Raw genomic sequence first — 25,730 nt, forward strand, 5'->3', positions numbered from 1 at the left:
GAAGTGCAGTGGACGCTTACTGTGCTGCAAGAATAAATCGTTCGATCGCTTCCGCTGCACCATTGTCTACATTGCTGCCGGTCACCACGTTGGCCTGTCGCTTGACGGTCTCTTCCGCCTGCCCCATGGCAATCGACAAGCCGGCAACCTGAAACATTGCCGGGTCATTGCCGCCGTCGCCGATAGCCGCCGTCTGTTCCATGGGCACGCCAAGGTGCGCAGCCAGGGTCTTCAAGGCTTCGCCCTTGTTGGCCAGCATCGCCGTTACGTCCAGGTACACCGGCTGCGAGCGTGACACCTGAGCCAGCCCTTGCACCCTGGGCTGCAACTGCGCTTCCAGTGTCACCAGCAACTGTGTGTTGTTGCTGGCGGCGACAATCTTGTCGACCCGGTCCAGGTACGGCTCAAAACTTTCCACGACCACCGGCCCGTAGCCCAGGCCATCGGCTTCACGCTGCTCCATTGGCCCGGAAGGGTCACGGCGCAGCCAGTCACCGTCGGCGAATACCCACACCTCTACGTCCGGCTCCGCTGAAAACAGCGCCAGGGTCACCAGCGCCGCTTCCGTCGGCAAATGATGAGCAACCAGGATGCTGCCATCCGGGTTGATCAGCGTACCGCCATTAAAGCCAGCGACCGGAACATCAATGCCAAAGGTCTCGATCAGGTGCAGCATGGCCTTGGGCGGCCGCCCACTGGCCAGGCTGAAAAACACCCCGGCGTCGCGCAAGGCGCGAATCGCGTCGGCCGTGCGCTGGCTCAGGCTGTGGTCCGGATGCAGCAACGTGCCGTCCACATCACTGAGGATAAAACGGATGGGATGAATCGTTGCATCACTCATCCGAGGCTATGCCAGGTGCGGCCATCGCGGGCCAGTAAGGCATCGGCAGCCTCCGGGCCATCTTCACCGGCCTTGTAGGTCTGGATACCACCGTCTTCCTTCCAGGCATCAAGGAACGGCTGCACCGCACGCCAGCCATTTTCGATGTTGTCGGCGCGCTGGAACAAGGTCTGGTCACCGGTCATGCAGTCATAGATGAGGGTTTCATACCCGGTCGACGGCTGCATTTCGAAGAAGTCCTTGTAGTCGAAACCCAACTCGATATTAGCCATTTCCAGGGTCGGCCCAGGCTTTTTCGCCAACAGGTCGAACCACATGCCTTCGTTAGGCTGGATCTGGATTTTCAGGTAGGTGGGCTTGAGCTCATCCACTTCGGTATCGCGGAACTGCGCATACGGTGCGTGCTTGAAACAGATCACGATTTCCGTGTCGCGAATGCTCATGCGCTTGCCAGTTCGCAGGTAAAACGGCACGCCGACCCAGCGCCAGTTGTCGATCATCACCTTGAGCGCAACGAACGTCTCGGTACTGCTGTCGGGCGCGACATTGGCCTCTTCGCGGTAACCGGGGAGCGGCTTGCCAGCCATTTCACCGGCGGTGTACTGGCCGCGTACCGAGTTGGCTCGGGCATCTTCCAGGGACCAGGGGCGAATGGCGCCGACGACCTTGGCCTTTTCACCACGCACTGCATCGGCGCCGAACGCCGCTGGCGGCTCCATGGCCACCATCGCCAGCAACTGGAACAGGTGGTTGGGTACCATGTCGCGCAGGGTGCCGGTTTTTTCGAAGAAATTACCCCGGGTTTCCACACCGACGGTTTCCGCCGCAGTGATTTGCACGTGGTCGATGTAATGGTTGTTCCAGAACGCTTCGAACAGCACGTTGGAGAAACGGCTGATCAAAATGTTCTGAACCGTTTCCTTGCCCAGGTAATGGTCGATGCGATAGATCTGCTTCTCGCTCATCACCTTGAGCAGGCTGGCGTTCAGCGCTTCGGCGGTCGCCAGGTCGGAGCCGAAAGGCTTTTCGATCACGACGCGACGGAAGGCGTCATCGGTTTCCTGGAGCAGACCGGCGCTGCCCAGGCGCTGCACCACTTCACTGAAGAAGCGCGGTGCAGTGGCCAGGTAAAACACCGCGTTGCCAGTGCCGCTGTCGGCGATCTTCTTGCCGATGTCGGCATAGGTGCTGTCGTCGAGGAAATCGCCCTCGACGTAGCTGATGCCTTTGGCCAACTGGGCCCACAGCTCGGGGTCAAGGGCATTTTCACCCTTGCCCTTGACTTTGCTCGCGGCCTCGGTACGAATGAAATCCTCGAGCTTCTTGGCAAAGTCGGCGTCGCTGATCGCGTTGTGGTCAACGCCGACAATGCGCAGGCCGTCACCGAGCAGCCCGTCGCGACTCAGGTTGTACAGCGCCGGCATGAGCAGGCGCTTCACCAGGTCGCCATGGGCGCCAAACAGGAACAGTGTGGTTGGAGGTGCAGGTTCGGCCTTGAGTTTCTTGCCGTTAGCCGTCATTTTTTGGAAGTCTCCACATGGCCGCCAAAGCCGAAGCGCATGGCAGACAGCATTTTGTCACCGTAGGTGCTCTGCTGGCGGGAACGGAAGCGTGCGAACAGCGAGGTAGACAGCACCGGTACCGGCACCGCTTGCTCCATGGCCGCTTCGATGGTCCAGCGGCCTTCGCCACTGTCGGCCACGGAGCCGGAGTAACCGTCGAGTTTCGGGTCGGTGGCCAGCGCGTCAGCGGTCAGGTCCAGCAGCCAGGACGACACCACGCTGCCACGGCGCCAGACTTCGGCGATATCGGCAACGTTGAGGTCGAAGCGCTCGTGCTCCGGCAGGTTGTCCGAGTTTTTAGTCTTGAGGATGTCAAAACCTTCGGCAAAAGCCTGCATCATCCCGTACTCAATGCCGTTGTGAATCATCTTCACAAAGTGCCCGGAACCGGCTGGGCCGGCATGAATGTAGCCATGCTCGGCGCGGCTGTCGGCAGAGGCTGAACGGTCCTTGGTGCGAGGGATGTTGCCCAGGCCCGGTGCCAGGCTGGCGAAGATCGGGTCGAGGCGCTGCACGGTTTCGGCGTCACCACCGATCATCATGCAATAGCCGCGCTCCAGCCCCCAGACGCCACCGGAGGTGCCAACGTCGACGTAATGCAGACCTTTTTCCGACAAGGCTCTAGCGCGACGGATGTCGTCTTTGTACATGGTATTGCCGCCGTCGATGATCACATCACCGTCTTCAAGCAGCTCGCTCAATTGATTAATAGTGTCTTCGGTGGGGGCGCCTGCCGGCAACATCACCCACACGGCGCGCGGCTTTTGCAGCCCGGCTACCAACGCCTTCAAGTCGGCAACGCCAGTGGCGCCCTCCTCGCTCAAGCCTTTGACGAATGCTTCGTTACGGTCGTATACAACGGTGGTATGCCCATTGAGCATCAGGCGCCGCGCAATGTTACCGCCCATGCGGCCTAGTCCGATAATCCCCAGTTGCATGTGCTGATGCTCCTAACTACTAAATAAATGTGTGACATAGTTTATAGCGCAATGAGGCTATTGAGGGTTAGTCCAGAGCGGATCCGTGTAGTTTCATGACAAAAAAATGCCATCGTTTCAGCATCACCGTCCTAAAAGTCACAGCGACCACCAAAAATAAAAAAGTTCCATTGACTCAAAAAAGAATTCAGAATTGCTGCGACTGTTGCCGAGAACCTCGACTCATGCGTTCCGGCACCGCGATCTACCGGCTATTTGCGAGGTAAGCAATGAGCACAGCACAGATGACCCGCCCGCCACAGACCCTTTACGTCAGCGTCCGTCGCGATGAATTGCGCCAATTGAAAGATGAGCGCGATCAACTGCAGCAGGAAGTCCTGCGCCTGCGCTCGCACCTTCAAGCCCAGCTGGATCAGACTCAAACTGCACGATCAGCCCTTTGCTGAACCGCCGCTGAACGGAATGTAAGATAACGCCCACAAAAATCTCACAAAGTTTTCACATACCCCTCTCGATACTCCCGCGGAGAAGGGCCACCCCATGCATGGGTGGCCTCTGTTGCGTGCGTCCTTGCGCGTCAACTGCAAAAATTATCGGGTTGGATTACTGGATGGCGATGTTCAAACGCAGCACCACGTCTGCGAAAGGCTTTGATTGGGCCGGTTTCGGTTGGCTGTTTCTGTTTTTCTGGTATTTCTCGGGTATTACCCAACTCCTGATCCAGCTGACCGGCACCTCCGGTTTCAGCGGTTTTCGTCAAGCCTTCTTCCTGAGTGCGTTCTGGCTCGCGCCAATGCTGCTGTTCCCGCGCCGTACGCGCCTGCTCGCGGCCTTGATCGGCGTCGTGCTGTGGGCCTGCTCCATGGCCAGCCTGGGTTATTTCTTCATCTACCAGCAGGAATTTTCCCAAAGCGTCATCTTCATCATGTTCGAGTCGAACATCTCTGAAGCGGGTGAATACGCGACCCAATACTTCGCCTGGTGGATTGTGCTGGCGTTTCTCGCCCATACCGCCATGGCGGTTTTCCTGTGGACGCGCCTGCGCCCGGTTTACCTGCCGCGAGGCCAATCGATTCTGGCGGCGACCGCCATTGTGCTGGCGGTTGTCGGTTACCCGTTGGTGAAACAGATTGCGACCAACCCGACCATGGAACTGGCCATCGACGGCTTCGAATCCCGTGTCGAGCCCGCCGTGCCATGGCAGATGATCGTCGCCTACCGCCGCTACACCGAACAGCTCAATAGCATGCAAGGCATGCTGACCAGCGCCAGCAAGATCCCCCCCTTGAAGAACCTCAAGGACACCATGGCCGGCCAACCGTCAACGCTGGTGCTGGTGATCGGTGAATCCACCAACCGCCAGCGCATGAGCCTTTATGGCTACCCGCGCAACACCACACCGGAACTGGACAAGCTGCGCGACCAACTGGCGGTGTTCAACAACGTCATCACCCCACGCCCCTACACCATTGAAGCGCTTCAACAAGTGCTGACGTTCGCTGATGAAGAGAACCCGGACCTGTACCTCAAGACGCCGTCGATTGTCAGCGTGATGAAACAGGCCGGCTACAAGACCTACTGGATCACCAACCAGCAGACCATGACCAAGCGCAACACCATGCTCACGACCTTTTCCGAACAGGCCGACGAGCAGGTGTACCTCAATAACAACCGCAACCAGAACGCCCGCCAGTACGACGGCGACGTACTGGCGCCGTTCGCCAAGGCCATGGCCGACCCCGCCGAGCGCAAATTCATCGTGGTGCATTTGCTGGGCACTCACATGAGCTATCAGTACCGTTACCCGCCGACTTTTGAAAAATTCACCGATCGCCAGGGCGTACCGGCCGGCATCAGCGACGCCCAACTGCCGATCTACAACAGCTACGACAACGCGGTGCTGTACAACGACTTTGTGGTGTCGAGCCTGATCAAGGATTACGCCAAGACCGACCCCAACGGCTTCCTGCTGTACCTCTCGGACCATGGCGAAGACGTCTACGACTCGGCGGGCCATAGCACCCTGGGCCGTAACGAGGGCAAACCCACTGCGCCGATGTACACCATCCCGTTCATGGCCTACGCCTCACCGAAATGGCGCGAAACCCATGATTGGAGCTTCGCCGGCGACTTGCAGCGCGCCTCCAGTAGCTCACAGCTGATTCACACCTGGGCTGACTTGGCGGGGTTGAGTTTTGATGAGTGGGACCGCAGCAAAAGCCTGGTCAGCGACAGCTTCAAGGCGCGTCCGCTGATGATTGGCGATCCCTACATCGGCCAGAAAAAGGGCCTGATTGATTTCAGCCTGCTCAAGCCGAAAAAAGCTGATGCCGCCGAGGTGGTGGTTAAGTGATGACTGGCTCTGCAATCAAAAGATAACAATCATTCTCGTTAAAGCCTAAAGTTCCACGCCTCCTTTCGTCTTTGAGCCAAGGCCTTTTCTTATTGAGAAGGCCACAAAGACAAGGAGTCTGCCGCGATGTTCGTGCCTTTTACCCGCTCCATGACCTTCACCATTGGCCTGTTCAGCGTCGTGCTGAGCCCGGAGCTGCTAGCCGAAACCGACCCCGAGCACACCGTGCTGGAGCTGGGTAGCACCCGCGTCACTGCCGAAGGCCTGGGTGCCACTACCGAGCACAGCCAGGCCTATACCACCGGTTCGATGAGCACCGCCACGCGCCTGAACCTGTCCATCAAGGAAACCCCGCAATCCATTTCGGTGATCACCCGCCAGCAGATGGATGACTTCAACCTCAACACGCTGACCGACGCCCTGCGCCAGACCACAGGGGTAACGGTGCAGCACCTGGACTCGGATCGGGCGGGTTACTCGTCCCGCGGCTATTCGATCAACAACTTCCAGGTTGACGGGATGCTCAGCACCTTCGGGCGTATGAAGTCGGATGCCGACACCATCATTTACGACCGCATCGAGGTCGTGCGCGGCGCCACTGGCCTGACCACCGGCGCAGGCGACCCTTCGGCCACGGTCAACATGATCCGCAAGCGCCCTACCGCAGACTGGCAGGCCAGGACCGGCGTCAGCGCTGCCAGCCATGACAATTACTACAGCTACGTCGATGTGGGCGGCCCCCTGGCGTTTGATGGACGACTGCGCGGGCGTACCGTACTGGCTTACCGTGACAGCCAGTCCTATCGCGACAACTACGCGCTGCAACGGGAAGTGGGCTACGGGATTCTCGAAGGCGACCTGACGGACGACACGGTGGTCGCCGTAGGTTTCGACTATCAGAACAAACATGTGCAAGGCACCTCCTGGGGCACCCTGCCCTATTGGAACAGCGACGGCAGCAAGGCCCGGCTGTCGCGCTCGGCGAACATGGCCGCCGACTGGAGCTCCTGGCCGCTGAAAGACAAGACCACCTTCGCCTCCATCGATCACAAACTGTCCCCCGACTGGCGCTTGAAAGCAGCGTACACCCATCGACAGAGCGACACTGATGGCAAGGTGTATTACGGCGGCGCCGGCTTCCCCAATCCGGATGGCAGCGGCATGAACGCCTGGACCAACCAGATGGTCGGCACGTCGAAAATGGACGTGGTGGATTTCAATCTCACCGGCGCCTACCCATTGTTCGGGCGCGAGCATGAGCTGATGGTGGGGTATGGCGAGTCCGAACAGCGGGACACTTCGCCGTTCCAGCGCTACACAACGCCCGAGGGCTACGAACACATCAAACAGTGGCAACACATGGGCGGTATCGTAAAATTTCCAGACCGCACCACCGGCCTGAAGGGTCAACACGACAGCAAAAAACAGACGGCGGGTTACCTGGCCACGCGCCTGAGCCTCACCGACCGACTGCACGCTGTGCTGGGAAGCCGTTACGGCAGTTGGGAAAGCGAAACGATCTCCCCCGACTACAACAGCAATAATCAGTTGATCAACGCCAGCAAAACCAGCCAGACCCACAACGACATGTGGACGCCGTATGCCGGTTTGCTCTACGACATAACGCCCGAATACACCGTGTATGCCAGCTACACCGATATTTTCAACCCGCAGGACGAACGCGATGCCAGCAAGAAGTACCTGGAACCCGTGGTGGGCAGCAACTACGAGGTCGGCCTCAAGGGCAGCCTGCTCAACGAGCGCCTGAACCTGGCCAGCGCTTACTTCTGGAGTACCCAGGATAACGTCGCCGAGCTGGATAACAGTGCGCCGCCGGACCCGATCACGCGCGAGCAATTCTACAAATCAGGCGGTAAAGGCAATAAGGTTCAAGGCTTTGAGGTGGAGATATCGGGCGAGGTCATGCCCGACTGGAACCTTACCGCAGGCTACACCTACACCCACTCGCGCAATGGCGAGAAGCAGCGCGCCAACCGCAACCAGCCACTCAATCTGTTGAAAGTCTCAACGGCCTATCGCCTGCCGGGACAGTGGCGTGGGTTGACGGTGGGTGGCGCGGTGAACTGGCAAAGCGATGCCTACGACTTTGCCCAGCGCCCGACAGGTGCGCGAGGCGATAACGGTGACCTGATTACCGAAAGCACCAAAATCACACAACAGGCCTACACCGTGGTCAACCTGATGTCGCGCTACCAGTTCGACGAACATGTTTCGGCCTCGATCAACGTCAATAATCTATTTGATAAAAAATATTACGAACGCGTCGGCTTTTATAACGGCGTGTATTGGGGAGAACCGCGCTCCCTCACGCTGGCTGTGGACTGGAGGCTTTAAACCCCCGAACCCGAAGTTAACAAAAACGTTAACTTCGGGCCGCGCCACGTTAATTCCCACTTAATAAGATAGCGCCATAGTCGCTTCACGAATCGGATCACGGAGCGATCAGACACCTCTCACTCTTAATGGGAATACTGCCATGAAACTCTCCACCTTGATGCTTGCCAGCCTGATGACCCTGACCTCCGCAGCCGCCTTTGCAGAAGGCGGCGCAGAGCGCTCGAAGGAGTTCTACAACAACTTCACCTTTATGCAGCAGAAGACGCACGGCACCACTGATCAAACTGCGCTGGCCGACGGCAAGAATGTAAAGACCGGCACTGCCGATCAAACCAGCGCAGAGCAACATCCCAACAGCTGATTTAATCGTTAGTTAATCCGCATTACCCTGTGCCATTCCGCTCCTTTGGCAAAGGTTAACTTGGCGCCATTTAATGGCGCCTTTTTTTTGCATCTTATTTATTAAAGCGGCTTGCTCCAGAACAGCATGCGCCCATGAGCGGGATCAAAAATCGAATCATCAAGACCGAACTTGCGGTACGCCGATTGCGCGACATCATTGCCTTCAAGCACTTCCAGGGTGATCTTGCAGCAACCACGCTGACGCGCGATCTCCTCGACCTTGTTCAACATCTTCTGGCTCAACCCCAAGCCACGAAACTGCTTCATCACCATCACGTCGTGCACGTTGATCAATGGGCGGCAGGCGAACGTCGAGAACCCTTCGAAACAATTGACCAGCCCCGCCGGTTCACCACCGACAAACGCCAATACGCTGAACGCGTGGGGGCGCTTGGCCAGCTCGGCGGGCAATTGCAGCAACAGATCAGCAGGCAACGTATGACCGCCGCCCATAGGGTCTTCAGCGTAATGGTTGAGCACCAGGCCGATGGCCTCGGCGTGCACGGGGTTGGTGTAGCTGGCTTGCAGTACCAGGATGTCTGGGGTGTCCATTTCCTTCCTCAATAACGACAACAAGGGAATCGGTTCCCTTTGAGGCGACGATTGTAAGCATGGACTCAGCCGCAGATGAAGGAGATTAACTACAAATGCCTGACAGAAAGTACGCAGTTTGTGCACATAAAACGCTGTTATCCGTTTTTTTAAGGCGTTGTCCTATACACCAAAGCGCTGCAGCTGCATCTCCTGCAAGCGGCTGAGGGTGCGGCGGAACGGAAACTCCAGGTAACCTTCGGTGTAGAGACTTTCCAGCGGGACGCTGGCCTCGATGAACAACGGCACCTTGCGGTCGTAGCATTCGTCGACGAGTGCGATAAAGCGCCGCACACTGTCATCGTGCACCGACAGTTCAGGCAAATCGCGATCACCTGCCACCACGCGCTGCGCAGCATCTTCAGTGCCACGGGCAATCCGGCCCGGGCGTTTTTGCGCGCTCAGGTTGGGAACTTCACCCAGCAGGATCGCCTTGAAGCGATCGCACAGCAACATGAAATCCATCGCGGCCAGCGGCTGCTCGCACAGCTCCAAATAGCGACACCAGAGCACCGTATCACTGTACTGCACCGTCACAATCGAGCGAAACCCAACACTGACCGGCCCACTGCTCAGCGCCTGCCCTTCGGTCAATTGTTTGAACACCGTGGCGAGCGCATGCGGCTGGTCCACCCAATAGCGCTGCAGCCCTACACCGGGATGCAATCGGTGGTCTTCACCGCCGTCTACCGCTACCACCTGCATGTGCTGCTTGATCGCCTCGATACCCGGCAGGAAACGCTCGCGATTGAAGCCGCCGGCGTACAGCTGATCGGGAGGTTGATTCGAGGTGCAGACCATCACCACACCTTCTTCGAACATCACCTGGAACAGCCGGCCAAGAATGATCGCGTCACCGATGTCATTGACGAACAACTCGTCAAAACACAGCACGCGCACTTCCCGGCTGAGCTCCCGCGCCAAGGCCTGCAAGGGATCGTGGATGCCGCTGAGCTGGAACAGGCGCTGATGCACCCACCCCATGAAGTGGTGAAAGTGCTGGCGCCGCGCAGGCACTCGCAGGCTTTGATAGAACTGGTCCATCAACCAGGTTTTGCCCCGACCGACCGGCCCCCACAGGTAAACCCCGGGAATCGGCGAGCGCCCTTCGTGCAAGGCTTCGTGGCAGGTTTGCAAGGCTTGCACCGCCCGGCGCTGGGCGTCGTCAGGCACGAAACCTTGCTGGGCGATGGCGTGTTGGTAAGCCGTGAGCGGCGATTCAAAAGTCATGCGTGCCAGTATGACTTACACAGAGATATCCAGCCGTGAAATCTTGCCCTGCTCGTTCAGGCGAAAGGTGTAGCGCAACTCCAGCGGGCTTCCCGGAAAATTCCCGGACACCACGTTGCTGACTAACACCTTACCGGTGCGATGCTGCACCTTGATCACTTCGACCCTGGGCTGATAACGACGCCCGGTGTCTTCCATCCAACGGGCGATGGCGGCCGTACCGACTTGATGCTCGCCTTCATCGAAGACGTTGGCATCGTCGGCAAAACATTCGGTAATCACCGAGGTATCACGGCTATTGGCCGCAGTGATATAGGCCACGATGGCGGGGGCCAATTCAGGCAGGGACATGGCACAGCTCCTTTTTTAGCGATTTATGGCGTCATGCTAAGCCAGAGCTGTGTCAGTTTTTGTCAGGAGTAAAGGGCCCGGACTCATTCTGTTCCATCAACTTGCGCCACGTCCGTAAAAGGTCGCTGCGCCGCCCGGGATAACGCGCCTGCTGGACTTCAGCTGCGGCCACCCGGTCGGTGCGAAAGGTGCGATAAGCACCACGCAACTCGCACCACGCTACGATGACCCGCACCTCATTGAGAAAGCCCAGGGCCAGGGGCCAGATCAGTCGATGGCTCTGGGTCTGGCTGGCATCCGCATAATCAATGTGCAGCGTGGCTTGATTGCGAATCGCCTCGCGAAACACGTTAAGCGGCACGCGGTTTTCCGGGTAGCCAAACCCGGGCGGCCCAGGCAGCAGCGTCGGGTTACGCAGGGCTTCCTGCGCGGCGGGATCGAGCACGTCGGCAATCTTCGCCAAGGCATTGGCGGCCGCACGGCTCAGCACGTCATCGCCACGCTGGTCCACATAGCGTAAACCCAGCACGATGGCTTCGGTTTCCTCGGCGTTGAGCATCAATGGCGGCAGAAACAGACCGCTGCGCAACACATACCCAACCCCCGCTTCGCCGAAAATCGGCGCCCCCAGCGCAGTCAATTCAGCAATATCGCGGTACAGCGTACGCTCGGACACCTCTAACTGAGCGGCCAATACAGCAGCGGTCACAGGGCGTTTTTTGCCCCGCAGGGCCTGCAACAAGGTCAGTAAACGAGTGGTACGCGACACGTCGATCCCGCCGTAAAGGAAAAAGTGCCGCAGCTTAGCAGAGCACCCTGCCAGAAAATGTCAGCAGCAAAAACGTCCTGATTATGAAATCAATCACCGCGACCATACAGCTGCGCCAAGCCACATAGCGTGAGCGCCACGACGGCTGCCGGTTGTTCGAGGCGAAAAAAAACGGCCTGAACAGGCTAATGCCAGTCAATTAAGCGCAGATCCCCTGTGGGAGCGGCGGTGCGACGATTCGACTTGCTCGCGAAAGAGGTGGGTCAGTCAACATCAATGTTTGCTGGGCCGACGTCTTCGCGGGCAAGCCCGCTCCCACATTTGATCTTCGCTGCTTTGAGCATTTCGTTCGCTTAACTGACTGGCATTACCTGAACAGGCCGTTTTTTTATTTGCAGAACTTACGCAAGGCTCTTGCTGACCACCTCGAACACATCACTCGACAGCTCACCGGACGCACGAATGCGCTCCAGTTCCGCCTTCATCAACGCTTGGCGCGCGCTGTCGTATTTACGCCAGCGGGTCAGCGGCGCCAATTGGCGCGAAGCGATCTGCGGGTTAAAGGCGTTCAATTGAATCACCAGGTCCGCCAGGAACCGATACCCCGAGCCATCTGCCGCGTGGAAATTGATCAGGTTCAGCCCGGCAAACGCGCCGACCAGCGCCCGTACCTTGTTCGGGTTCTTGATGTTGAACGCCGGATGTTCCATCAGCGCGTTGACCCGAGCCAGCCCGCCCGGCAAGGTGCTGCCGGCCTGTACGCTGAACCACTGGTCCATGACCAAGGGGTTGTCTTTGAAGTTCTCGGCAAACACCGACAAGGCATGGGCTTTTTCTGCCTCGAACGGTGAGTTCACCAGCACCGCCAGCGCCGTCAAGCGTTCGGTCATGTTGTCGCAGGCGTCGAACTGTTCCAGGGTCGCGGCCAATACTTCAGGCTTGCCGCTGAGCATCAGGTAGGACAGCGCAATGTTCTGCAACGCGCGACGCGCAAAATGCTCGGCCGCCGCGACATAAGGCGTCTGTTTGGACAGCTCGCGATTGGCCTGGTAGCGCAGCCACAGGCCTTCGAACAGGTTATCAGCCAACTGCTTACGGGCAAACTCACGGGCGGCGTGGATGGCATCGACATCCGCCACTTCGCTGATTTCCGTCAAGTAGGCTTCGCTTGGCAACGACAGCATTTCGGCGACCATCGCCTGGTCCAGGCGTTCATCGCTGAGCACTGTGCGCAAGGCATCGATCAGGCGTTGATCCAGCTTCAGCGGCTGGCCCGCCTGATGCTGGGCGATCAGTTCCTGCAACACCTGCACCGACAGTTGCTGGCCGGCATCCCAGCGGTTGAAGCCGTCGCTGTCGTGCTGCATCAGGAACATCAGTTGATCGCGGTTGTACGGGAAGCTCAGTTTCACCGGCGCCGAGAAGCCACGCAGCAGCGAAGGCAGCGGCTGTTCGGCGATATCAACGAAGGTGAAGGTCTGCTCGGCTTCGGTCACCGAAATGACCCGGGACGTACCGCCGGCAGCCGCTTCACCGGCCAGGCGCAAGGCGATACCGGCGCCCTTAGCATCCAGCAAGCCCAACTCAACCGGAATCACGAACGGCAGTTTCTGCACCTTGTCCGGGGTTTCCGGGCAGCTCTGGCGGAAGGTCAGGCTGTAGGTTTTGGCGGCGGCATCGTAAGACTCGCTCACTGCCAGACGCGGCGTACCGGCCTGGCTGTACCAGCGCTTGAACTGAGTCAGGTCAGCACCGTTCGCGTCTTCCATGGCCTTGATGAAATCATCGCAGGTCACCGCCTGGCCGTCGTGGCGTTCGAAGTACAGGTCGCTGCCTTTACGGAAGCCTTCTGCACCGAGCAAGGTGTGGATCATGCCGACCACTTCCGAGCCCTTTTCGTACACAGTCAGGGTGTAGAAGTTGGAGATTTCGATAAAACTGTCCGGGCGCACGGCGTGGGCCATGGGGCCGGCGTCTTCGGCGAACTGGTGCGTACGCAGGTACGCCACGTCCTGGATGCGCTTGACCGTGGCCGAGTTCATGTCGGCGGAGAAGCCCGAATCACGGAACACGGTGAAGCCTTCTTTCAGCGACAGCTGGAACCAGTCGCGGCAGGTCACCCGGTTGCCCGACCAGTTGTGGAAGTATTCGTGGGCGACGATCGCCTCGACCCGCTGGTGCGCGGCATCGGTGGCGGTTTCGGCGCGGGCCAGCACGGCGCTGGAGTTGAAGATATTAAGGCCCTTGTTCTCCATGGCGCCCATGTTGAAGTCGTTGACCGCCACGATCATGAAGATATCGAGGTCGTACTCGCGGCCGTAGGTTTCTTCGTCCCAGCGCATGGATTTTTTCAGGCTGGTCATGGCGTGCTGGCATTTGTCGATATTTTCCGGCTCGACGTAGATGCGCAGCGCCACTTCACGGTTGGTCATGGTGGTGAACGTGTCTTCAACACACCACAGGTCACCGGCCACCAGCGCAAACAGGTACGCCGGTTTCTTGAACGGGTCTTCCCAGGTCGCCCAGTGACGACCGTCTTCACCCGGGCCGCTGGCAATCGGGTTGCCATTGGACAGCAGTACCGGGTAGCGGTGTTGCTCGGCGATTACCGTGGTGGTGAAGGTGCTCATCACGTCCGGGCGGTCGAGGTAATAGGTAATCTTGCGAAAGCCCTCGGCCTCGCACTGGGTGCAGAACATGCCGCCGGATTTGTACAGGCCTTCCAGGGCGGTGTTGGTTTCCGGGTGAATGCGCACGCTGGTGTCGACCGTGAAGGTTTCGCGGGTCGGGTGCAGGGTCAGGTGGCTGTCGGTCAACTGGTAGTCAGCCTCGGTCAGTTCCTGATCGCCCAGGTTCACGGTCAGCAGCTCCAGCTGTTGGCCATCGAGCACCAGCGGCGGCAGGCCGGCACCGCGTTCAGGGTTGCGGCGCATCACCAACTGCGCGTGGACCAGGCTGTGGTCCTCGAACAACTCGAAGGTCAGGTGCGTCTCTTCGATCAGGTAGTCCGGCGCCTGATAGTCCTTCAGGTAAATCATCTTCGGTTGTTCGGTGCGCATGGGTTGCATCCTTTTACTGATGCACGGCGAGCTGGTAGGCCGTGTACTTACGAATGTTGATAACGCCGGTATCGAAGATCAGGTATTGGCCCTTGATCCCCAACAGCGTGCCTTCGGCAATCGGGTTCTTGTCCAGGTTGAAGCTGACAATCTTGGCCGGGTATTGCTCGACCGGGTAACGGATCTCGATGGGTTCGATGTCGGTCACCGGTTGGATGGCCTGCAGGCCAAAGCGTTCCTGCAAACTCAGCAGGCCTTCAGCACAAGAGGCAAACAGCTGGTCGCGCACCTGCTTGAGGTCCACCGATTGCGCATCGCCCTTGAGCAAGGCGCGCCAGTTGGTCTTGTCGGCCACTTGGCTGCGGAACAGGTCTTCGACAAAACCGGACTGCTGGCGGGTCGCGACGCGCATGATCGGCAGCGCCTGGCTGGCGCCCTGGTCGAGCCAACGCGTCGGCAGTTGGGTGGCACGGGTGATGCCGACCTTGATCCCCGACGAATTGGCCAGGTACACCACATGGTCGGTCATGCAGAATTTTTCGCCCCAGCCGGGATCACGGCAAGTACCGGCGTCGTAATGGCAACGCTCGGGGCTCATGATGCACAGGTCACACTGGGCCAGTTTGGTCATGCACGGGTAGCAGTACCCCTGGCTGAAACTGGTTTTGGTTTTGCGGCCGCAATGGCTGCAATGAATGGCACCCAGGTATTCCAGGCGCACGTGAGTGCCGATCAACGGGTTGACCGGCACCTCGGAGTCGCCCAGACGAAACGCGTATTGAACGGTCGGCTCACCGAGTTGCGCCGACATTTTGCTGACTGCACCGCGACCGATTTCAATCAATGGATCGCATCCGACTTGAACAGAATGTTCGGCACCGGCGCCGATTTGGACGCGCATTCCTGCGGGCCCATGTAGCCGGTGCGCTGCTCTTCCGGCAGGTTCTGGATTTCCCAGGCGATTACCGCTTGCAGGGACAACTCGCGTTGCTCGGCGGTGAGCTTGCGGCCGTCGGACCATTTGCCGATTTCCACGGCCAGCTTGAGGCTCTCGTAAATATCCGGGGTGATGTTTTCGATCATTTCAGCAAAAGAGGACATGAGGCTCTTCCTTATCAAATAGAAGCTTTGCGGCGGCTGTAAAGCCCGCCCAGCAAACCTGTCAGGCAACCGATAACCAGGCCGCCGACGTGGGCAGCGTTGGCGATTTCGCCGAAACCGATCATCGAGACCAGCCCCGACAGGCACAGTACCAGCCATACCAACATCATCACCAACACCCCACGGGGCAGGCGATAGGCCGGGTTAGGCGACAATAATTGAAAAATCCAGCAATGCCCGAGCAAGCCATACAACACACCGGACAGGCCGCCAAACAGGCCGGGGCCGCCATAGGCGTATTGAGCGTAGTTGGAGACCAGGCTGAACAACAACGTCAGGCCCAGCAGGTTGATACTGCCCTGGCGCACTTCGATGCGGCGGCCCAGTTCCCAGTACCACATGCCATTCATCGCCAGGTGCAGGATGCCGAAGTGGATCAGCATCGGGGTGACCAGCCGCCACCACTGCCCCGAGGCCATGGTTTCGGCAAACGGCGTGAACTGGATGTACTCACCCGTCACGTGAAACGGCAGGAACGTCAGCCAGCTCATGGCTTGCAGGTTTTCGCCCAGCAGCGTTACCGCGCCGACGATAAGGCTCGCCAGCAGCACCAGCGCCGTGACCGGGCTCATGCGCAATTGCTGGACGAAGCCTGGACGCGTAACGGGTGCTTGCTCGGGAATATCCAGTTGCTGGTCCGGGTCACCGGCGGGAAAGCGCTGGTACAGCACGCGCACGTCGTCGCTGATGGTCTCGGGCACCCACAACACCTGTTCCCCGGCTTCCTCGCTGACGCGATGCGGCACTTGCATACGTTGCAGCAGTTTGACGAAACCGCCCAGGTCGACGCTCAGTGGCAAGCGCAATACAGCCACGGTACTCATGACATCACCTCGGGCCGCTCAACGTCGACCCATACGAATTTACGCGGATCCAGTTGGGTTTCCTGGTCCAGTCGATAGGCCACCAACTTGCCGTACAGCACCGCGCTGTAGTCCAGGCAGGCCAGGTTCGGGCGGATCGGCGCCGGTTTGCCGCTGCGCCAGTAGTGGCCGACGAACAACAACGGTTCGTCGACGCCGTAGCGCAACAGGGAATTTTTCTGCGAGGACGACAGTGGCGTACGCGCCACCGGCTCCGGCAGCGCATCGGGCTGGAACACGATGTCGCCGTAGGTTTTCGGGTCGTCTTCCCAGAACTTGGTGCGAAAGAACGAACGCGTCAGGCCATCACCACCGGTCAGCGTCAGGCCATCCGGCAGGCGCATGTCTGTGCCGCGCAACAGGCGGTCGAACGCATTGCAGGAAAAACTGCCCGGCACCGCAGCGGCCTGCAGGAAGTGCTGGTCGATGCAGCCATCCGGGAAGGTACCGCGCAGCGGCTGGATAAAGCCGTCATCCCAGCACGCATGCACCACACGGAAACGCCCGGCGTCGACAAACAGCGGCATGTCATAGAACCAGCCGAGGAAGTCATGCCAGTCGGCCGGGTGGTGCTCGAACTGGGTCAGGGTCTCGTGGATCAAGCGGGCGTGGCGCGGGTTGTGCTCACGCACGAACTGCTTGCCACTGCCCGGCGGCGCCGGTGTGCTCCAGCCCAGTGCGTTGAACTCATGGTTGCCCATGATGCACAGCGCCTGTCCGGCCTCGGCCATGTCATGGACGATATGCAGCGCCTCGCGAATGCGTGGGCCACGGTCGATGATATCGCCGAGGAACACCGCCATTCGCGACGGATGGCGCCAGGTGCCGCCCTGCTTGTGGTAACCCAATTGGTCGAGCAAGTGCTCAAGGGTATGAGCGCAACCGTGCACGTCACCAATCAGGTCGTAGCTACGCGCGGGATCGAGCATCAGTCGCCTCCACCCCCCAAGCGGCTGCCCCAGCCCAACTTGGTCCGGCACACTTCGTAGTAATTGTGGTCCAGCGGGTGGATCAACCGCAGCTTCTGCGCCTTTTTGCTCACGGTGATGGTGTCACCGGGGGCGCAGGTAAAATGGTTCTGCCCGTCACAGGAGACTTGCGGGTAGATCTGCATGTCTTTGGACACCACGATTTTCAGCTCACTGTTGCCATCGACCACAATCGGCCTGCTGGACAACATATGGGGGTACATCGGCACGATCACAATGGCATCCAGCTTGGGATGCATGATCGGGCCACCGGCCGACAACGCGTAGGCGGTGGAGCCGGTCGGCGTGGCGACGATCAGGCCGTCGGCCTTCTGGCTGCAGACGAACTGGCCGTCGATGTACAGCTCGAACTCGATCATCCGCGTGGATTTGCCCGGGTGCAGCACCACGTCATTGAGGGCATCGCCCTGGCCGATGGCTTCACCGTGGCGGCGCACTTCGGCCTGCAACAGGAAGCGGTTTTCCACCAGGTAATGGCCGTCGAGCACCTTGGCGACTTCGACTTCCAGGTCATCCGGGCGGATATCCGTGAGAAACCCCAGGCTGCCACGGTTGATCCCCAGCACCGGCACGTTATGCCGCGCCAGGGCCCGGGCCGCGCCGAGCAGGCTGCCGTCGCCGCCCACCACAATCACCATGTCACACACTTCGCCGAGCATCTTGCGCGACGAGGTTTGCAGGCCATGGCCCGGGAGGATTTCAGCGATGGTGTCTTCGAGGATCACATGCAGGTGGCGTTCCAACAGGAACTTTTTCAGCCGGCGGACGGTGTCCAGCACCTGGGTACTGCCCAGGCGACCGATAATGCCGATATTGCGAAATTGCTCCATGGGGCTCCTGCGGGATTTGGGGTGTGGCAAAAAGAACGATTATGGGCGAAAGGCTGCGTCAGGCAAAATCCTTTGTCGCCGCCCGCCTGGATGACAATGGTTCTCAGCCACCCGTACAGCGCTTAAAAGGCTATGCTCGGACCATGACTGTGTTCCCAGACTTGCTCAACCTGCCCCGCCAGTTGCGGCACCCCGAGGTGCGCGATTTGGCGTGGGTGATGCTCGCGCCCCCCATGCTCGCCCAAACGCCTTGGCCGCAACGCCATCCGCTGGCCGGCAGCGACTGGGTGCAGGCGCCCCATCTTCTCGAACACTGGTTAAGTACACTCGATCAGGACAGCAGCGCCCTGCAGCATTGGCTGAGCTTGGCACGCACCCGCCGTCTGGGCCTGTACTACGAGCGCCTGTGGCAATTCGCCGTGCAGCATGCACCGGGTGTGGAGTTGATGGCTGCCAACCTGCCGATCCGCCGCGCCGGGCATACCTTGGGTGAGCTGGATATGCTGCTGCGCGACCGCGACGGCGTGCACCACCTGGAACTGGCGATCAAACTCTATCTGGGCCCGCAAGACGGCAACGGCCATGACACCGCGCAATGGCTCGGCCCCGGCTGCCATGACCGGCTGGACCGCAAGCTGGCGCACCTTGCCCAACATCAACTGCCGATCTCGGCACGTCCGGAAAGCCGCGAAGCGTTGGCGGCACTGGATATTCAGCAGTTCGATGCACATTTGTGGCTGGGCGGGTATTTGCTCTATCCGTGGCCGGGCCAGGCCGAATCGCCCCAAGGCGCCCATCCACAGCATTTGCGCGGGCGCTGGCTGCATCAGCGCGACTGGCGGGACTTCGTCAGCGCGAGCCCGCCGGGGCGTTGGCAACCCCTGCCCCGGCATGCGTGGTTGGCGCCGGCGCACTACCCGGCGAGTGAAGTGTGGCGTGAAGAACAGATGCAAGGGTGGCTGGCCGAACTCGAGCCAATGGCGCCGGCGCAACTGCTGGTAAGGCTGGTTCAGAACGGCGAGGACTGGGAGGAAGCCGAACGTTTGTTCCTTGTGGCGGACCTTTGGCCAAACGTTCCTGGGCTCACTTGACCTTCAAGTGCCGCGCATACCAGGGCCGCTGCGGCACGCGCTTGAACAATGCCTGCAGCCCCTCTTCTTCGGCGGCAAATGTAATCCGTAGCGCCAGCTTCATGGTTTCCGGGTCCATTTCCATCGACCGCCCCATCTGCAAACCCGGCGTGGTACTGCAGCCATGGGTGTCAGGGCCCAGCCACGGGTCACCCACTTCCACCCAGCGCCCCGGCGCAAACCAGGCCACACCGTTGACCTCAAGCCGGCTGACCTCGCCTGGATTAAACCGCTCATGGGCGCGGAACCAGTCCTCGATACGGTCATCGATCCAGCCGTGAAAGTGCCAGAACACCGGGTTTACATGGGATGAAAACGGGTCGCCGAGGAAGTCGTTCTCCGGCGCATACCAACGCGCGGCAAAGTCCGCAGGGTCGCGGGCGAACGGCACCGGTGCGCCGTTGGACGGGTCACGGGGCACCGAGGCCCAGCGCATGTGCAGCCAGTCGTGCAGGCCCAGTTCCATTTCGGAACCTAACTGGCCCAAGGTCAGCTTGGCCAGGTAACGCGGGTCGCGGTAGTGGGACTCCCACACCTGGAAGTTACTGTGGTAGGTCTCGGCCGCCTTGATATCGCTGACCCACTGGGTGTAGTCGCCGTCGTCCGGCGCCGACCAGCTGGGCGCAAGTGCAAAGCCATCATGATTATCGAAGTACCGCACAAAGCCCAGGCGATCGCGCTCCAGGGCGGGCTGCGGCTCGGGGAATTGCGGCCACGACGGCAGGTCTTGCAGGGAACGCGCGGTGCCGAGCATATGGCGGTGCATGAAGAAGAAGTCGATACCTGAACCATTACGGTCTTTGCGTTTGCCGCGGGCGTCGCGCTCCTGGCCGCGCGGCCCGGGTTGCCAGCCGATGCCGCGCAAGGCGTCACGTTTTTCCTCGGACAGCTTGTGCCACTGGTCACGGGAGGCATGCCACAGCTGGTGAAACAGCCGGTGTTCGGGAGAGATCAGCCAAGCCAACAAGCTCGGATTGAGGCCGATTCGCTCGCGAGCCTCGGGAAACAGTTGCTTGTGGGCGATAAAGCGGTTGTCGCGTTCGGTCAGGGCCAAGGGGCGATTGAGGTCGAGGATCTGCCCACTTAAGGTCCCGCTGCCGGCGTTGGCGAAGTCGGCCCAGACTTCGTCGAGGCGCATTTTGAATTCATAGGCGGGCGCGCCATTGGCCGTCTCGCGGTCGATCAGGCGCCAATAGAGCAACGCGCCCTCGCCTGTCAGCAGGTCACCCAATACGCGGTAACGCGGCTCACCGTCGGCACGCAAGTTTTCAGCGGTGTCCAGGTAACCGCGCAAACCATGGCCACGCGGGGCGATATCAAGCAGCAATTGCAGGCCTTGCAGCGGCAAGCCCTTGAGGCCGGCGTCACGACCTTCCAGACGCAGGTCCCAGACGCCGCGCAGGGTGTTCGCCAAGTGCTGGCCTGCAGTGTCGGCCAAGTCCACCGTGGCCTCGCCCGCCGTGATGGGGAACTCTTCTTCACGCGTCAGCTCGCGATGGGCATAAAAGGCCGCCGGCACGGCAGCGCCCGTCAGCGCCAGGCCTGCGATGAACCCACGTCGAGAGATGGTCATTGTCTACCTTAGAAAACGGCTTAATCAGAGCTAGAACGTTGGCGGCCGCGACAAATTTACTGCCGCGTCGCCTGGGCCTAAATTTCCCCCGCCATCGCTCGTTCTTCCCTGATAGCAAAGGCCCCAACTGACTGAGATGGCAATGACAAAACCACGTTCGAAAAAGGCGTTGTATATCGGCCTGCCGCTGGCACTGGCCATCGGCGCCGGAGCCGGCTTTCTGGTTTGGGACCACTGGTTCCGCGGCAATGCCGGCTACCCGCTGGAGGTGATCAAGCAAGCCAATGACATGCAGGACCGCCTGCTGTCGTTTGACAGCCATATCACGGTGCCCCTGGATTTCGGCACGGCCGGCCATGAGGCCGACAAAGATGGCAGTGGCCAGTTCGACCTGGCCAAGGCCGCACGCGGGCGTTTGTCGGGCGCCGCCCTGACGATTTTCGGCTGGCCGGAAATCTGGAACGGCGCCAATGCGCCGCACAAACCCAGCGATGGTTTTGTCGAAGAGGCCCGTCACGAGCAAGAGGTGCGCTACAAGATCATCTCCGGCATGGTGCGCGACTTTCCTAATCAAGTGGGCATCGCCTATACCCCGGACGATTTCCGGCGCCTGCATGGCGAGGGCAAGTTTGCGATCTTTATCAGCATGCTCAACGCCTACCCGCTGGGCAACGACCTGAACCAGCTGGACCTGTGGACGGCGCGCGGCATGCGCATGTTCGGCTTCAGCTACATCGGCAACAACGCCTGGTCCGATTCGTCGCGCCCGCTGCCGTTTTTCAATGACTCGACCGACGCCCTCGAAGGGCTGTCGGATATCGGCCAGCAAGCGGTGCATCGTCTGAATGACTTGGGCGTGATCATCGACGTGTCGCAAATGTCGACCAAGGCCGTGGAGCAAGTGGCGCAGTTGAGCCGCACACCGATGGTGGCGTCCCACTCGGCGCCACGGGCGTCGGTGGATATCCCGCGCAACCTCAGCGACAAGGAGCTGCAACTGATCAAGAACAGTGGCGGCGTGGTGCAAGTGGTGGGCTTCCCGGCCTATTTACGCCCGCTGAGCCAACCGACCCAGGACAAACTCAACGCCCTGCGCGCGCGTTTCGATTTGCCGCCGCTGCCCAACCTGGCCATGGCCTTGATGCCCGGCGACGCAATTATCGCCGCCTGGTCCGAGCAGAAGTTCGGCCAGTACGCCAGCGCGCTTTACGCGGTTCTCGACGAAGAACCCAAGGCCTCCCTCAAGGATTGGGGCGACGCCATCGATTACACCGTGCGCAAGATCGGCATCGATCATGTCGGTATCTCGTCGGACTTCAACGACGGCGGCGGCATCCAGGGCTGGGAGAACGTCGGCGAGGTGCGCAACGTCACCGCCGAGCTGATCCAGCGCGGTTACTCCGAAGCCGATATCGCCAAGCTCTGGGGAGGCAACTTCCTGCGGGTGTGGGACCAGGTACAAAAAGCCGCCAAGCCATTGGCCAACCGCTAATCACCTAGAAGCAAGTCCATGACCGACCGCCGTACATTTCTCAAGCAGGCCGGCGTATTCGCCGCCAGCCTGCCGCTGGGCGCCGCCCTCCTCCCACAGGCCTTGGCAGGCGAACCGGCACCCGCTACGAACGACCCATGGACGGGGCTCAAACAACTGTTCAACCAAGACCCGGACTACCTGCACTTTTCCAACTTCCTGGTGACTTCACATCCCAAGCCCGTGCGCGAAGCCATTGACCGCTACCGCCAGCAGATCGACCGCAACCCGGGCCTGGCGATGGACTGGGGCCTTGAGGAAACCTGGAAACGTGAGGGCCAGGTGCGCGAATGGGCGGGTCGCTACCTGAACGCCACACCGCCTCAGATCGCGCTGACCGGCAGTACGTCGGAAGGCCTGGCGATGATCTACGGCGGCATCAAGCTGCGGCCTGACCAGGAAATTCTGACCACCGAGCACGAGCACTACGCCACACAGAACGTCCTGGATTTTCGCGTCGCCCGGCAAGGCACGCAGGTGCGCCGAATTCGGTTATTCGAAAATGCCCACCAGGTGTCCGTAGACGAAGTGCTCGGCAACATCAAACGCGCTATCCGCCCCAATACCCGTGTGCTGGGCATGACCTGGGTGCAATCCGGCAGTGGCGTGAAGCTGCCCATCGGCGAGATCGGCAGGCTGGTGGAGACACTCAACCGCAACCGTGACGATAAGGACCGCATTCTCTATGTGGTCGATGGCGTGCATGGCTTTGGCGTGGAGGACCTCGATTTTCCGGCCATGCACTGCGATTTCTTTATCGCCGGCACCCATAAATGGATGTTCGGGCCACGCGGCACCGGGCTGGTCTGCGCTCGTGATGCCGAGAACAAAGACGTGACGCCGATGGTGCCGACCTTCTCCGAAGACACCAATTTCGCCACCACCATGACCCCCGGGGGCTACCACGCTTTCGAGCATCGCTGGGCGGCGGACGAGGCCTTCAAACTCCACCTGCAACTGGGCAAGGCGTCGGTGCAGGCGCGTATTCACGAACTGAACACCGAGCTGAAAAACCAACTGCTGGCCCACCCGCAGATCGAGCTGGTGACGCCGCGCAGCACCGAGCTTTCAGCGGGCTTTACGTTCTTCCGTGTCAAGGGCCAGGACAGCGACGCCGTAGCCGCCTACCTGATGAAAAACCGTGTGGTGATCGATGCGGTAGACCGCGATGTCGGCCCAGTGATTCGCACCTCTCCCGGCCTGCTTAACAGCTCGGACGAGATCCAGCACTTCATGACCTTGCTGAGCCAACGGTTGTGACGGCCACTTTTTTCCTTTGAACGAGATGCCCACATGAATCCATCCCGACTCAACCCCCTGACAGCCCTGGCGCTGACCGCCCTGTGCGCTGCGGCGCTGCCCAACCTGGCCCAGGCCGCTACGCCGCAGCCCGGCAAGGTATTCAAGGACTGCAAGGACTGCCCGGAAATGGTGGTGCTGCCGGCCGGCACGTTCACCATGGGCACCCCCGAAGACGAAGTCGGCCGCGAGCCCGACGAAGGCCCGATGCACGACGTGACCTTCGCCAAACCCTTCGCCATGAGCCGCTTCCACATCACCGCCGGTGAATGGGACAGCTATATCCGCCAGAGCGGGGTCAAGATCGCCGATGGCGATACGCGCCCCGGCCGCGAATGCATCGCCAGTAAACCGCGCTACCCGCAGGGGCCGCGCCAACCGGCGGTATGCATGGACATGGACGACGTAAAGAACTACGTCGCCTGGCTGTCGAAAAAAACCGGGCAGACATACCACATGGTCAGTGAAGCGCAGCGTGAATACGCCGCCCGCGCCGGTTCAACCGGACCGTTCCCGTTTCCTTTCGATGCAGGCAAGGGCTACAGCATCGCCGAACATGCCAATACCTACGGGCCGGCGGATGGCTACAGCTACTCTTCGCCGGTCGGCAGTTACCCGCCGAATGCATTTGGCATGTATGACATGCATGGCAATGTGTATGAGCGTGTGGCCGACTGTGAACACCCCAACTACATCGGCGCGCCTACCGACGGCAGCGCCTGGATGGAGCCGAACTGCGAGAGCTACCAGATTCGCGGCAATGACTGGGGCGAAGCGCCGGTATTTTCGCGCTCGGGCAACCGCAACAACATCTACCCGCAGACTCGCGGTGACTGGATTGGCTTTCGTGTAGTGCGCGATCTCTAAGGCCGACACCCTCAAATGTGGGAGCGGGCTTGCTCGCGAAGGCGGTGAATCAGTCGATACATCCGGCGACTGACACAGCGCTTTCGCGAGCAAGCCCGCTCCCACATTTTGCCCTGCATACATCAGCTGCAGCTCGGCTGAATCAGGCCTGCCTGGCCAGCAATTCCAAGCCCTCATGCAACGCCGGGAACAGGCTGTTGTTGAAGTTGTTCCAGCGCAACTCAAGGATGGTGTCTTCCGGCGAAATCTCGGTTTTGAGCACGTCGTGGAACACTTCACCGGAGTCGATGCCGTTGTCCACGTAGTGGAACGACGCCCCGGTAAGGTATAGCGGCTCCGACGGCGTGGTTGCCTTGGTCGCCCAATCCACCACGGTTTGCCCGCGCGCACCATACAAGGCGTTCCAGGTGGCGTAAGCCCCACGGCGCTCGTACGGCGATTCGATGCGGGTAATGCCCGGGTGAATGTTCATGATGCGCCGCGCAAACGGTGCGCCCGGTCGTAGCAGCTCATCCAGAATCACCAACAGACCATCCAACACCACGACATCAGCCTTCAACTCCACGAGAGTGTCGTGCAAGCGTCGCTCGAAATCCTGCTTGCCGGCGATGTGTTCGGCGCTGCCGCGAGGCAGGCGGCGATAGGTGGATGGCACACTCAGCAACAGGTCGTTAACCGGGCGCCCCTGCACCCGCAAGTCCGCCGGGTAAAGCCACTGGCGGCCGGGCTTATAGGCAAAGCCGTAATCGCTGACCAACTGCTGGTCCCGTGGATTCTGCTCGTCATCGTCGTAGATCACGCCGACCAGGTTATACGCCTCGCCCAGCGGTGTGTCGTTCAGCGACCCCACCAGAAACTCCAGCACCGATTTCATGTAGCGCTCGTGGTCTTTGTAAGCCACCGGCTGCCCTGCCTTGTCGGCGGCGGCATTTCTCAGGGACCACACATACACCAGGTTCTTTTTGGTCATTTTTCGCTCTCGCTGAATGGACTGCGCACAACGCCAATACACGTGCGCCTACAGCACAAGAAC

The 25,730-nt window shown here is 60.1% G+C and carries 23 protein-coding genes; 8 read left to right on the forward strand and 15 right to left on the reverse strand.

Annotated features, from left to right (window positions below):
- Positions 1-16: 16 nt before the first annotated feature.
- From ACDZ94_RS19220 to gnd, 3 genes are read right to left on the reverse strand one after another with little or no spacing between them, the layout of a single operon-like run.
- A complete protein-coding gene (locus ACDZ94_RS19220) occupies positions 17-841 on the reverse strand; it encodes an HAD family hydrolase (RefSeq protein ID WP_259762408.1) in 825 nt (274 codons plus the stop codon).
- Positions 838-2,361 carry a glucose-6-phosphate dehydrogenase gene (gene zwf, locus ACDZ94_RS19225; protein WP_221294953.1) on the reverse strand — a complete coding sequence of 508 codons (1,524 nt, stop codon included), beginning with the start codon at positions 2,359-2,361 and terminating at the stop codon, positions 838-840. Before zwf ends, ACDZ94_RS19220 begins: the two co-directional genes overlap by 4 nt.
- Positions 2,358-3,341, reverse strand: coding sequence for a phosphogluconate dehydrogenase (NAD(+)-dependent, decarboxylating) (gene gnd, locus ACDZ94_RS19230; RefSeq protein WP_262664981.1), 984 nt, complete (start codon positions 3,339-3,341; stop codon positions 2,358-2,360). The genes zwf and gnd overlap by 4 nt, the downstream gene beginning before the upstream one ends.
- A gap of 284 nt (positions 3,342-3,625) precedes the next feature.
- Between gnd and ACDZ94_RS19235 the strand changes: the two genes are divergently transcribed.
- The 4 genes from ACDZ94_RS19235 to ACDZ94_RS19250 all read left to right on the forward strand — a co-directional run bounded on the left by ACDZ94_RS19235 (position 3,626) and on the right by ACDZ94_RS19250 (position 8,413).
- Positions 3,626-3,787: a DUF6026 family protein gene (locus ACDZ94_RS19235; protein WP_432751523.1), complete on the forward strand. Its 162-nt coding sequence runs from the start codon at positions 3,626-3,628 to the stop codon at positions 3,785-3,787.
- 164 nt (positions 3,788-3,951) lie between these two features.
- On the forward strand, positions 3,952-5,694 hold the full coding sequence (locus ACDZ94_RS19240; protein WP_432750603.1) for a phosphoethanolamine transferase CptA: 1,743 nt from the start codon (positions 3,952-3,954) through the stop codon (positions 5,692-5,694).
- Between the two features lie 126 nt (positions 5,695-5,820).
- Positions 5,821-8,049 (forward strand): TonB-dependent siderophore receptor, encoded by a 2,229-nt coding sequence (locus ACDZ94_RS19245; RefSeq protein ID WP_432750604.1) that lies wholly within the window; start codon positions 5,821-5,823, stop codon positions 8,047-8,049.
- 142 nt (positions 8,050-8,191) lie between these two features.
- Positions 8,192-8,413 (forward strand): hypothetical protein, encoded by a 222-nt coding sequence (locus ACDZ94_RS19250; RefSeq protein ID WP_064452729.1) that lies wholly within the window; start codon positions 8,192-8,194, stop codon positions 8,411-8,413.
- 101 nt (positions 8,414-8,514) lie between these two features.
- On the opposite strand, the gene ACDZ94_RS19255 is transcribed toward ACDZ94_RS19250, so the two are convergent.
- The 10 genes from ACDZ94_RS19255 to ACDZ94_RS19300 form a co-directional block, all read right to left on the reverse strand.
- Positions 8,515-9,006: a GNAT family N-acetyltransferase gene (locus tag ACDZ94_RS19255; protein WP_432750605.1), complete on the reverse strand. Its 492-nt coding sequence runs from the start codon at positions 9,004-9,006 to the stop codon at positions 8,515-8,517.
- A gap of 162 nt (positions 9,007-9,168) precedes the next feature.
- Positions 9,169-10,275 carry a cell division protein ZapE gene (zapE, locus tag ACDZ94_RS19260; protein ID WP_064452731.1) on the reverse strand — a complete coding sequence of 369 codons (1,107 nt, stop codon included), beginning with the start codon at positions 10,273-10,275 and terminating at the stop codon, positions 9,169-9,171.
- A gap of 15 nt (positions 10,276-10,290) precedes the next feature.
- Positions 10,291-10,626 (reverse strand): nuclear transport factor 2 family protein, encoded by a 336-nt coding sequence (locus ACDZ94_RS19265; protein WP_221294959.1) that lies wholly within the window; start codon positions 10,624-10,626, stop codon positions 10,291-10,293.
- Between the two features lie 52 nt (positions 10,627-10,678).
- Complete coding sequence (locus tag ACDZ94_RS19270) at positions 10,679-11,395, reverse strand: helix-turn-helix transcriptional regulator (protein ID WP_432750606.1); 717 nt, start codon at positions 11,393-11,395, stop codon at positions 10,679-10,681.
- A 401-nt stretch (positions 11,396-11,796) separates the two neighbouring features.
- Positions 11,797-14,454 (reverse strand): aminopeptidase N, encoded by a 2,658-nt coding sequence (gene pepN / locus ACDZ94_RS19275; protein WP_432750607.1) that lies wholly within the window; start codon positions 14,452-14,454, stop codon positions 11,797-11,799.
- Between the two features lie 13 nt (positions 14,455-14,467).
- Positions 14,468-15,298 carry a DUF2797 domain-containing protein gene (locus ACDZ94_RS19280; RefSeq protein ID WP_064452735.1) on the reverse strand — a complete coding sequence of 277 codons (831 nt, stop codon included), beginning with the start codon at positions 15,296-15,298 and terminating at the stop codon, positions 14,468-14,470.
- Positions 15,295-15,555, reverse strand: coding sequence for a YeaC family protein (locus ACDZ94_RS19285; protein ID WP_017138108.1), 261 nt, complete (start codon positions 15,553-15,555; stop codon positions 15,295-15,297). Before ACDZ94_RS19285 ends, ACDZ94_RS19280 begins: the two co-directional genes overlap by 4 nt.
- A 14-nt stretch (positions 15,556-15,569) precedes the next feature.
- The gene (locus ACDZ94_RS19290) at positions 15,570-16,439 is read right to left on the reverse strand and encodes a rhomboid family intramembrane serine protease (protein ID WP_064452736.1); all 870 of its coding nucleotides are present in this window, start codon (positions 16,437-16,439) and stop codon (positions 15,570-15,572) included.
- Positions 16,436-17,410 carry a metallophosphoesterase gene (locus tag ACDZ94_RS19295; RefSeq protein ID WP_432751524.1) on the reverse strand — a complete coding sequence of 325 codons (975 nt, stop codon included), beginning with the start codon at positions 17,408-17,410 and terminating at the stop codon, positions 16,436-16,438. The genes ACDZ94_RS19290 and ACDZ94_RS19295 overlap by 4 nt, the downstream gene beginning before the upstream one ends.
- Complete coding sequence (locus ACDZ94_RS19300; RefSeq protein ID WP_010210870.1) at positions 17,407-18,297, reverse strand: NAD(+) kinase; 891 nt, start codon at positions 18,295-18,297, stop codon at positions 17,407-17,409. The genes ACDZ94_RS19295 and ACDZ94_RS19300 overlap by 4 nt, the downstream gene beginning before the upstream one ends.
- A gap of 143 nt (positions 18,298-18,440) precedes the next feature.
- On the opposite strand from ACDZ94_RS19300, the gene ACDZ94_RS19305 reads away from it, so the two are divergent.
- Positions 18,441-19,388, forward strand: a complete 948-nt coding sequence (locus ACDZ94_RS19305) for a DUF1853 family protein (protein WP_432750608.1) — start codon at positions 18,441-18,443, stop codon at positions 19,386-19,388.
- Here ACDZ94_RS19305 and ACDZ94_RS19310 read toward each other — a convergent pair.
- Entirely contained in the window at positions 19,381-21,000 is a 1,620-nt protein-coding gene (locus ACDZ94_RS19310) for a PvdJ/PvdD/PvdP-like protein (RefSeq protein ID WP_432750609.1), read from the reverse strand. The genes ACDZ94_RS19305 and ACDZ94_RS19310 overlap by 8 nt on opposite strands.
- A gap of 142 nt (positions 21,001-21,142) precedes the next feature.
- Here ACDZ94_RS19310 and pvdM point away from each other — a divergent pair, with 142 nt between their 5' ends.
- The 3 genes from pvdM to ACDZ94_RS19325 are packed head-to-tail and all read left to right on the forward strand — an operon-like array spanning position 21,143 to position 24,697.
- Entirely contained in the window at positions 21,143-22,492 is a 1,350-nt protein-coding gene (gene pvdM / locus ACDZ94_RS19315; protein WP_432750610.1) for a pyoverdine-tailoring dipeptidase-like protein PvdM, read from the forward strand.
- An 18-nt stretch (positions 22,493-22,510) separates the two neighbouring features.
- The gene (locus ACDZ94_RS19320) at positions 22,511-23,791 is read left to right on the forward strand and encodes an aminotransferase class V-fold PLP-dependent enzyme (protein ID WP_432750611.1); all 1,281 of its coding nucleotides are present in this window, start codon (positions 22,511-22,513) and stop codon (positions 23,789-23,791) included.
- A 33-nt stretch (positions 23,792-23,824) separates the two neighbouring features.
- Positions 23,825-24,697: a formylglycine-generating enzyme family protein gene (locus tag ACDZ94_RS19325; RefSeq protein ID WP_064452740.1), complete on the forward strand. Its 873-nt coding sequence runs from the start codon at positions 23,825-23,827 to the stop codon at positions 24,695-24,697.
- A gap of 142 nt (positions 24,698-24,839) precedes the next feature.
- On the opposite strand, the gene ACDZ94_RS19330 is transcribed toward ACDZ94_RS19325, so the two are convergent.
- On the reverse strand, positions 24,840-25,667 hold the full coding sequence (locus ACDZ94_RS19330) for a formyltransferase family protein (RefSeq protein WP_432750612.1): 828 nt from the start codon (positions 25,665-25,667) through the stop codon (positions 24,840-24,842).
- Between the last annotated feature and the right edge of the window lie 63 nt (positions 25,668-25,730).

It is taken from the genome of Pseudomonas sp. UBT (genome assembly GCF_050915955.1).
Taxonomy (GTDB): Bacteria; Pseudomonadota; Gammaproteobacteria; order Pseudomonadales; family Pseudomonadaceae; genus Aquipseudomonas; species Aquipseudomonas antarctica_A.

Excerpts from the sequence above, each read along its gene's own strand:
- ACDZ94_RS19310 (WP_432750609.1), bottom strand. The coding sequence starts at position 21,000 with ATGACCATCTCTCGACGTGGGTTCATCGCAGGCCTGGCGCTGACGGGC.
- zwf (WP_221294953.1), bottom strand. The coding sequence starts at position 2,361 with ATGACGGCTAACGGCAAGAAACTCAAGGCCGAACCTGCACCTCCAACC.
- ACDZ94_RS19235 (WP_432751523.1), top strand. The coding sequence starts at position 3,626 with ATGACCCGCCCGCCACAGACCCTTTACGTCAGCGTCCGTCGCGATGAA.
- ACDZ94_RS19250 (WP_064452729.1), top strand. The coding sequence starts at position 8,192 with ATGAAACTCTCCACCTTGATGCTTGCCAGCCTGATGACCCTGACCTCC.
- pvdM (WP_432750610.1), top strand. The coding sequence starts at position 21,143 with ATGACAAAACCACGTTCGAAAAAGGCGTTGTATATCGGCCTGCCGCTG.
- gnd (WP_262664981.1), bottom strand. The coding sequence starts at position 3,341 with ATGCAACTGGGGATTATCGGACTAGGCCGCATGGGCGGTAACATTGCG.
- ACDZ94_RS19330 (WP_432750612.1), bottom strand. The coding sequence starts at position 25,667 with ATGACCAAAAAGAACCTGGTGTATGTGTGGTCCCTGAGAAATGCCGCC.
- ACDZ94_RS19325 (WP_064452740.1), top strand. The coding sequence starts at position 23,825 with ATGAATCCATCCCGACTCAACCCCCTGACAGCCCTGGCGCTGACCGCC.
- pepN (WP_432750607.1), bottom strand. The coding sequence starts at position 14,454 with ATGCGCACCGAACAACCGAAGATGATTTACCTGAAGGACTATCAGGCG.
- zapE (WP_064452731.1), bottom strand. The coding sequence starts at position 10,275 with ATGACTTTTGAATCGCCGCTCACGGCTTACCAACACGCCATCGCCCAG.
- ACDZ94_RS19285 (WP_017138108.1), bottom strand. The coding sequence starts at position 15,555 with ATGTCCTCTTTTGCTGAAATGATCGAAAACATCACCCCGGATATTTAC.
- ACDZ94_RS19290 (WP_064452736.1), bottom strand. The coding sequence starts at position 16,439 with ATGAGTACCGTGGCTGTATTGCGCTTGCCACTGAGCGTCGACCTGGGC.
- ACDZ94_RS19255 (WP_432750605.1), bottom strand. The coding sequence starts at position 9,006 with ATGGACACCCCAGACATCCTGGTACTGCAAGCCAGCTACACCAACCCC.
- ACDZ94_RS19240 (WP_432750603.1), top strand. The coding sequence starts at position 3,952 with ATGGCGATGTTCAAACGCAGCACCACGTCTGCGAAAGGCTTTGATTGG.
- ACDZ94_RS19300 (WP_010210870.1), bottom strand. The coding sequence starts at position 18,297 with ATGGAGCAATTTCGCAATATCGGCATTATCGGTCGCCTGGGCAGTACC.
- ACDZ94_RS19320 (WP_432750611.1), top strand. The coding sequence starts at position 22,511 with ATGACCGACCGCCGTACATTTCTCAAGCAGGCCGGCGTATTCGCCGCC.
- ACDZ94_RS19265 (WP_221294959.1), bottom strand. The coding sequence starts at position 10,626 with ATGTCCCTGCCTGAATTGGCCCCCGCCATCGTGGCCTATATCACTGCG.
- ACDZ94_RS19220 (WP_259762408.1), bottom strand. The coding sequence starts at position 841 with ATGAGTGATGCAACGATTCATCCCATCCGTTTTATCCTCAGTGATGTG.
- ACDZ94_RS19245 (WP_432750604.1), top strand. The coding sequence starts at position 5,821 with ATGTTCGTGCCTTTTACCCGCTCCATGACCTTCACCATTGGCCTGTTC.
- ACDZ94_RS19305 (WP_432750608.1), top strand. The coding sequence starts at position 18,441 with ATGACTGTGTTCCCAGACTTGCTCAACCTGCCCCGCCAGTTGCGGCAC.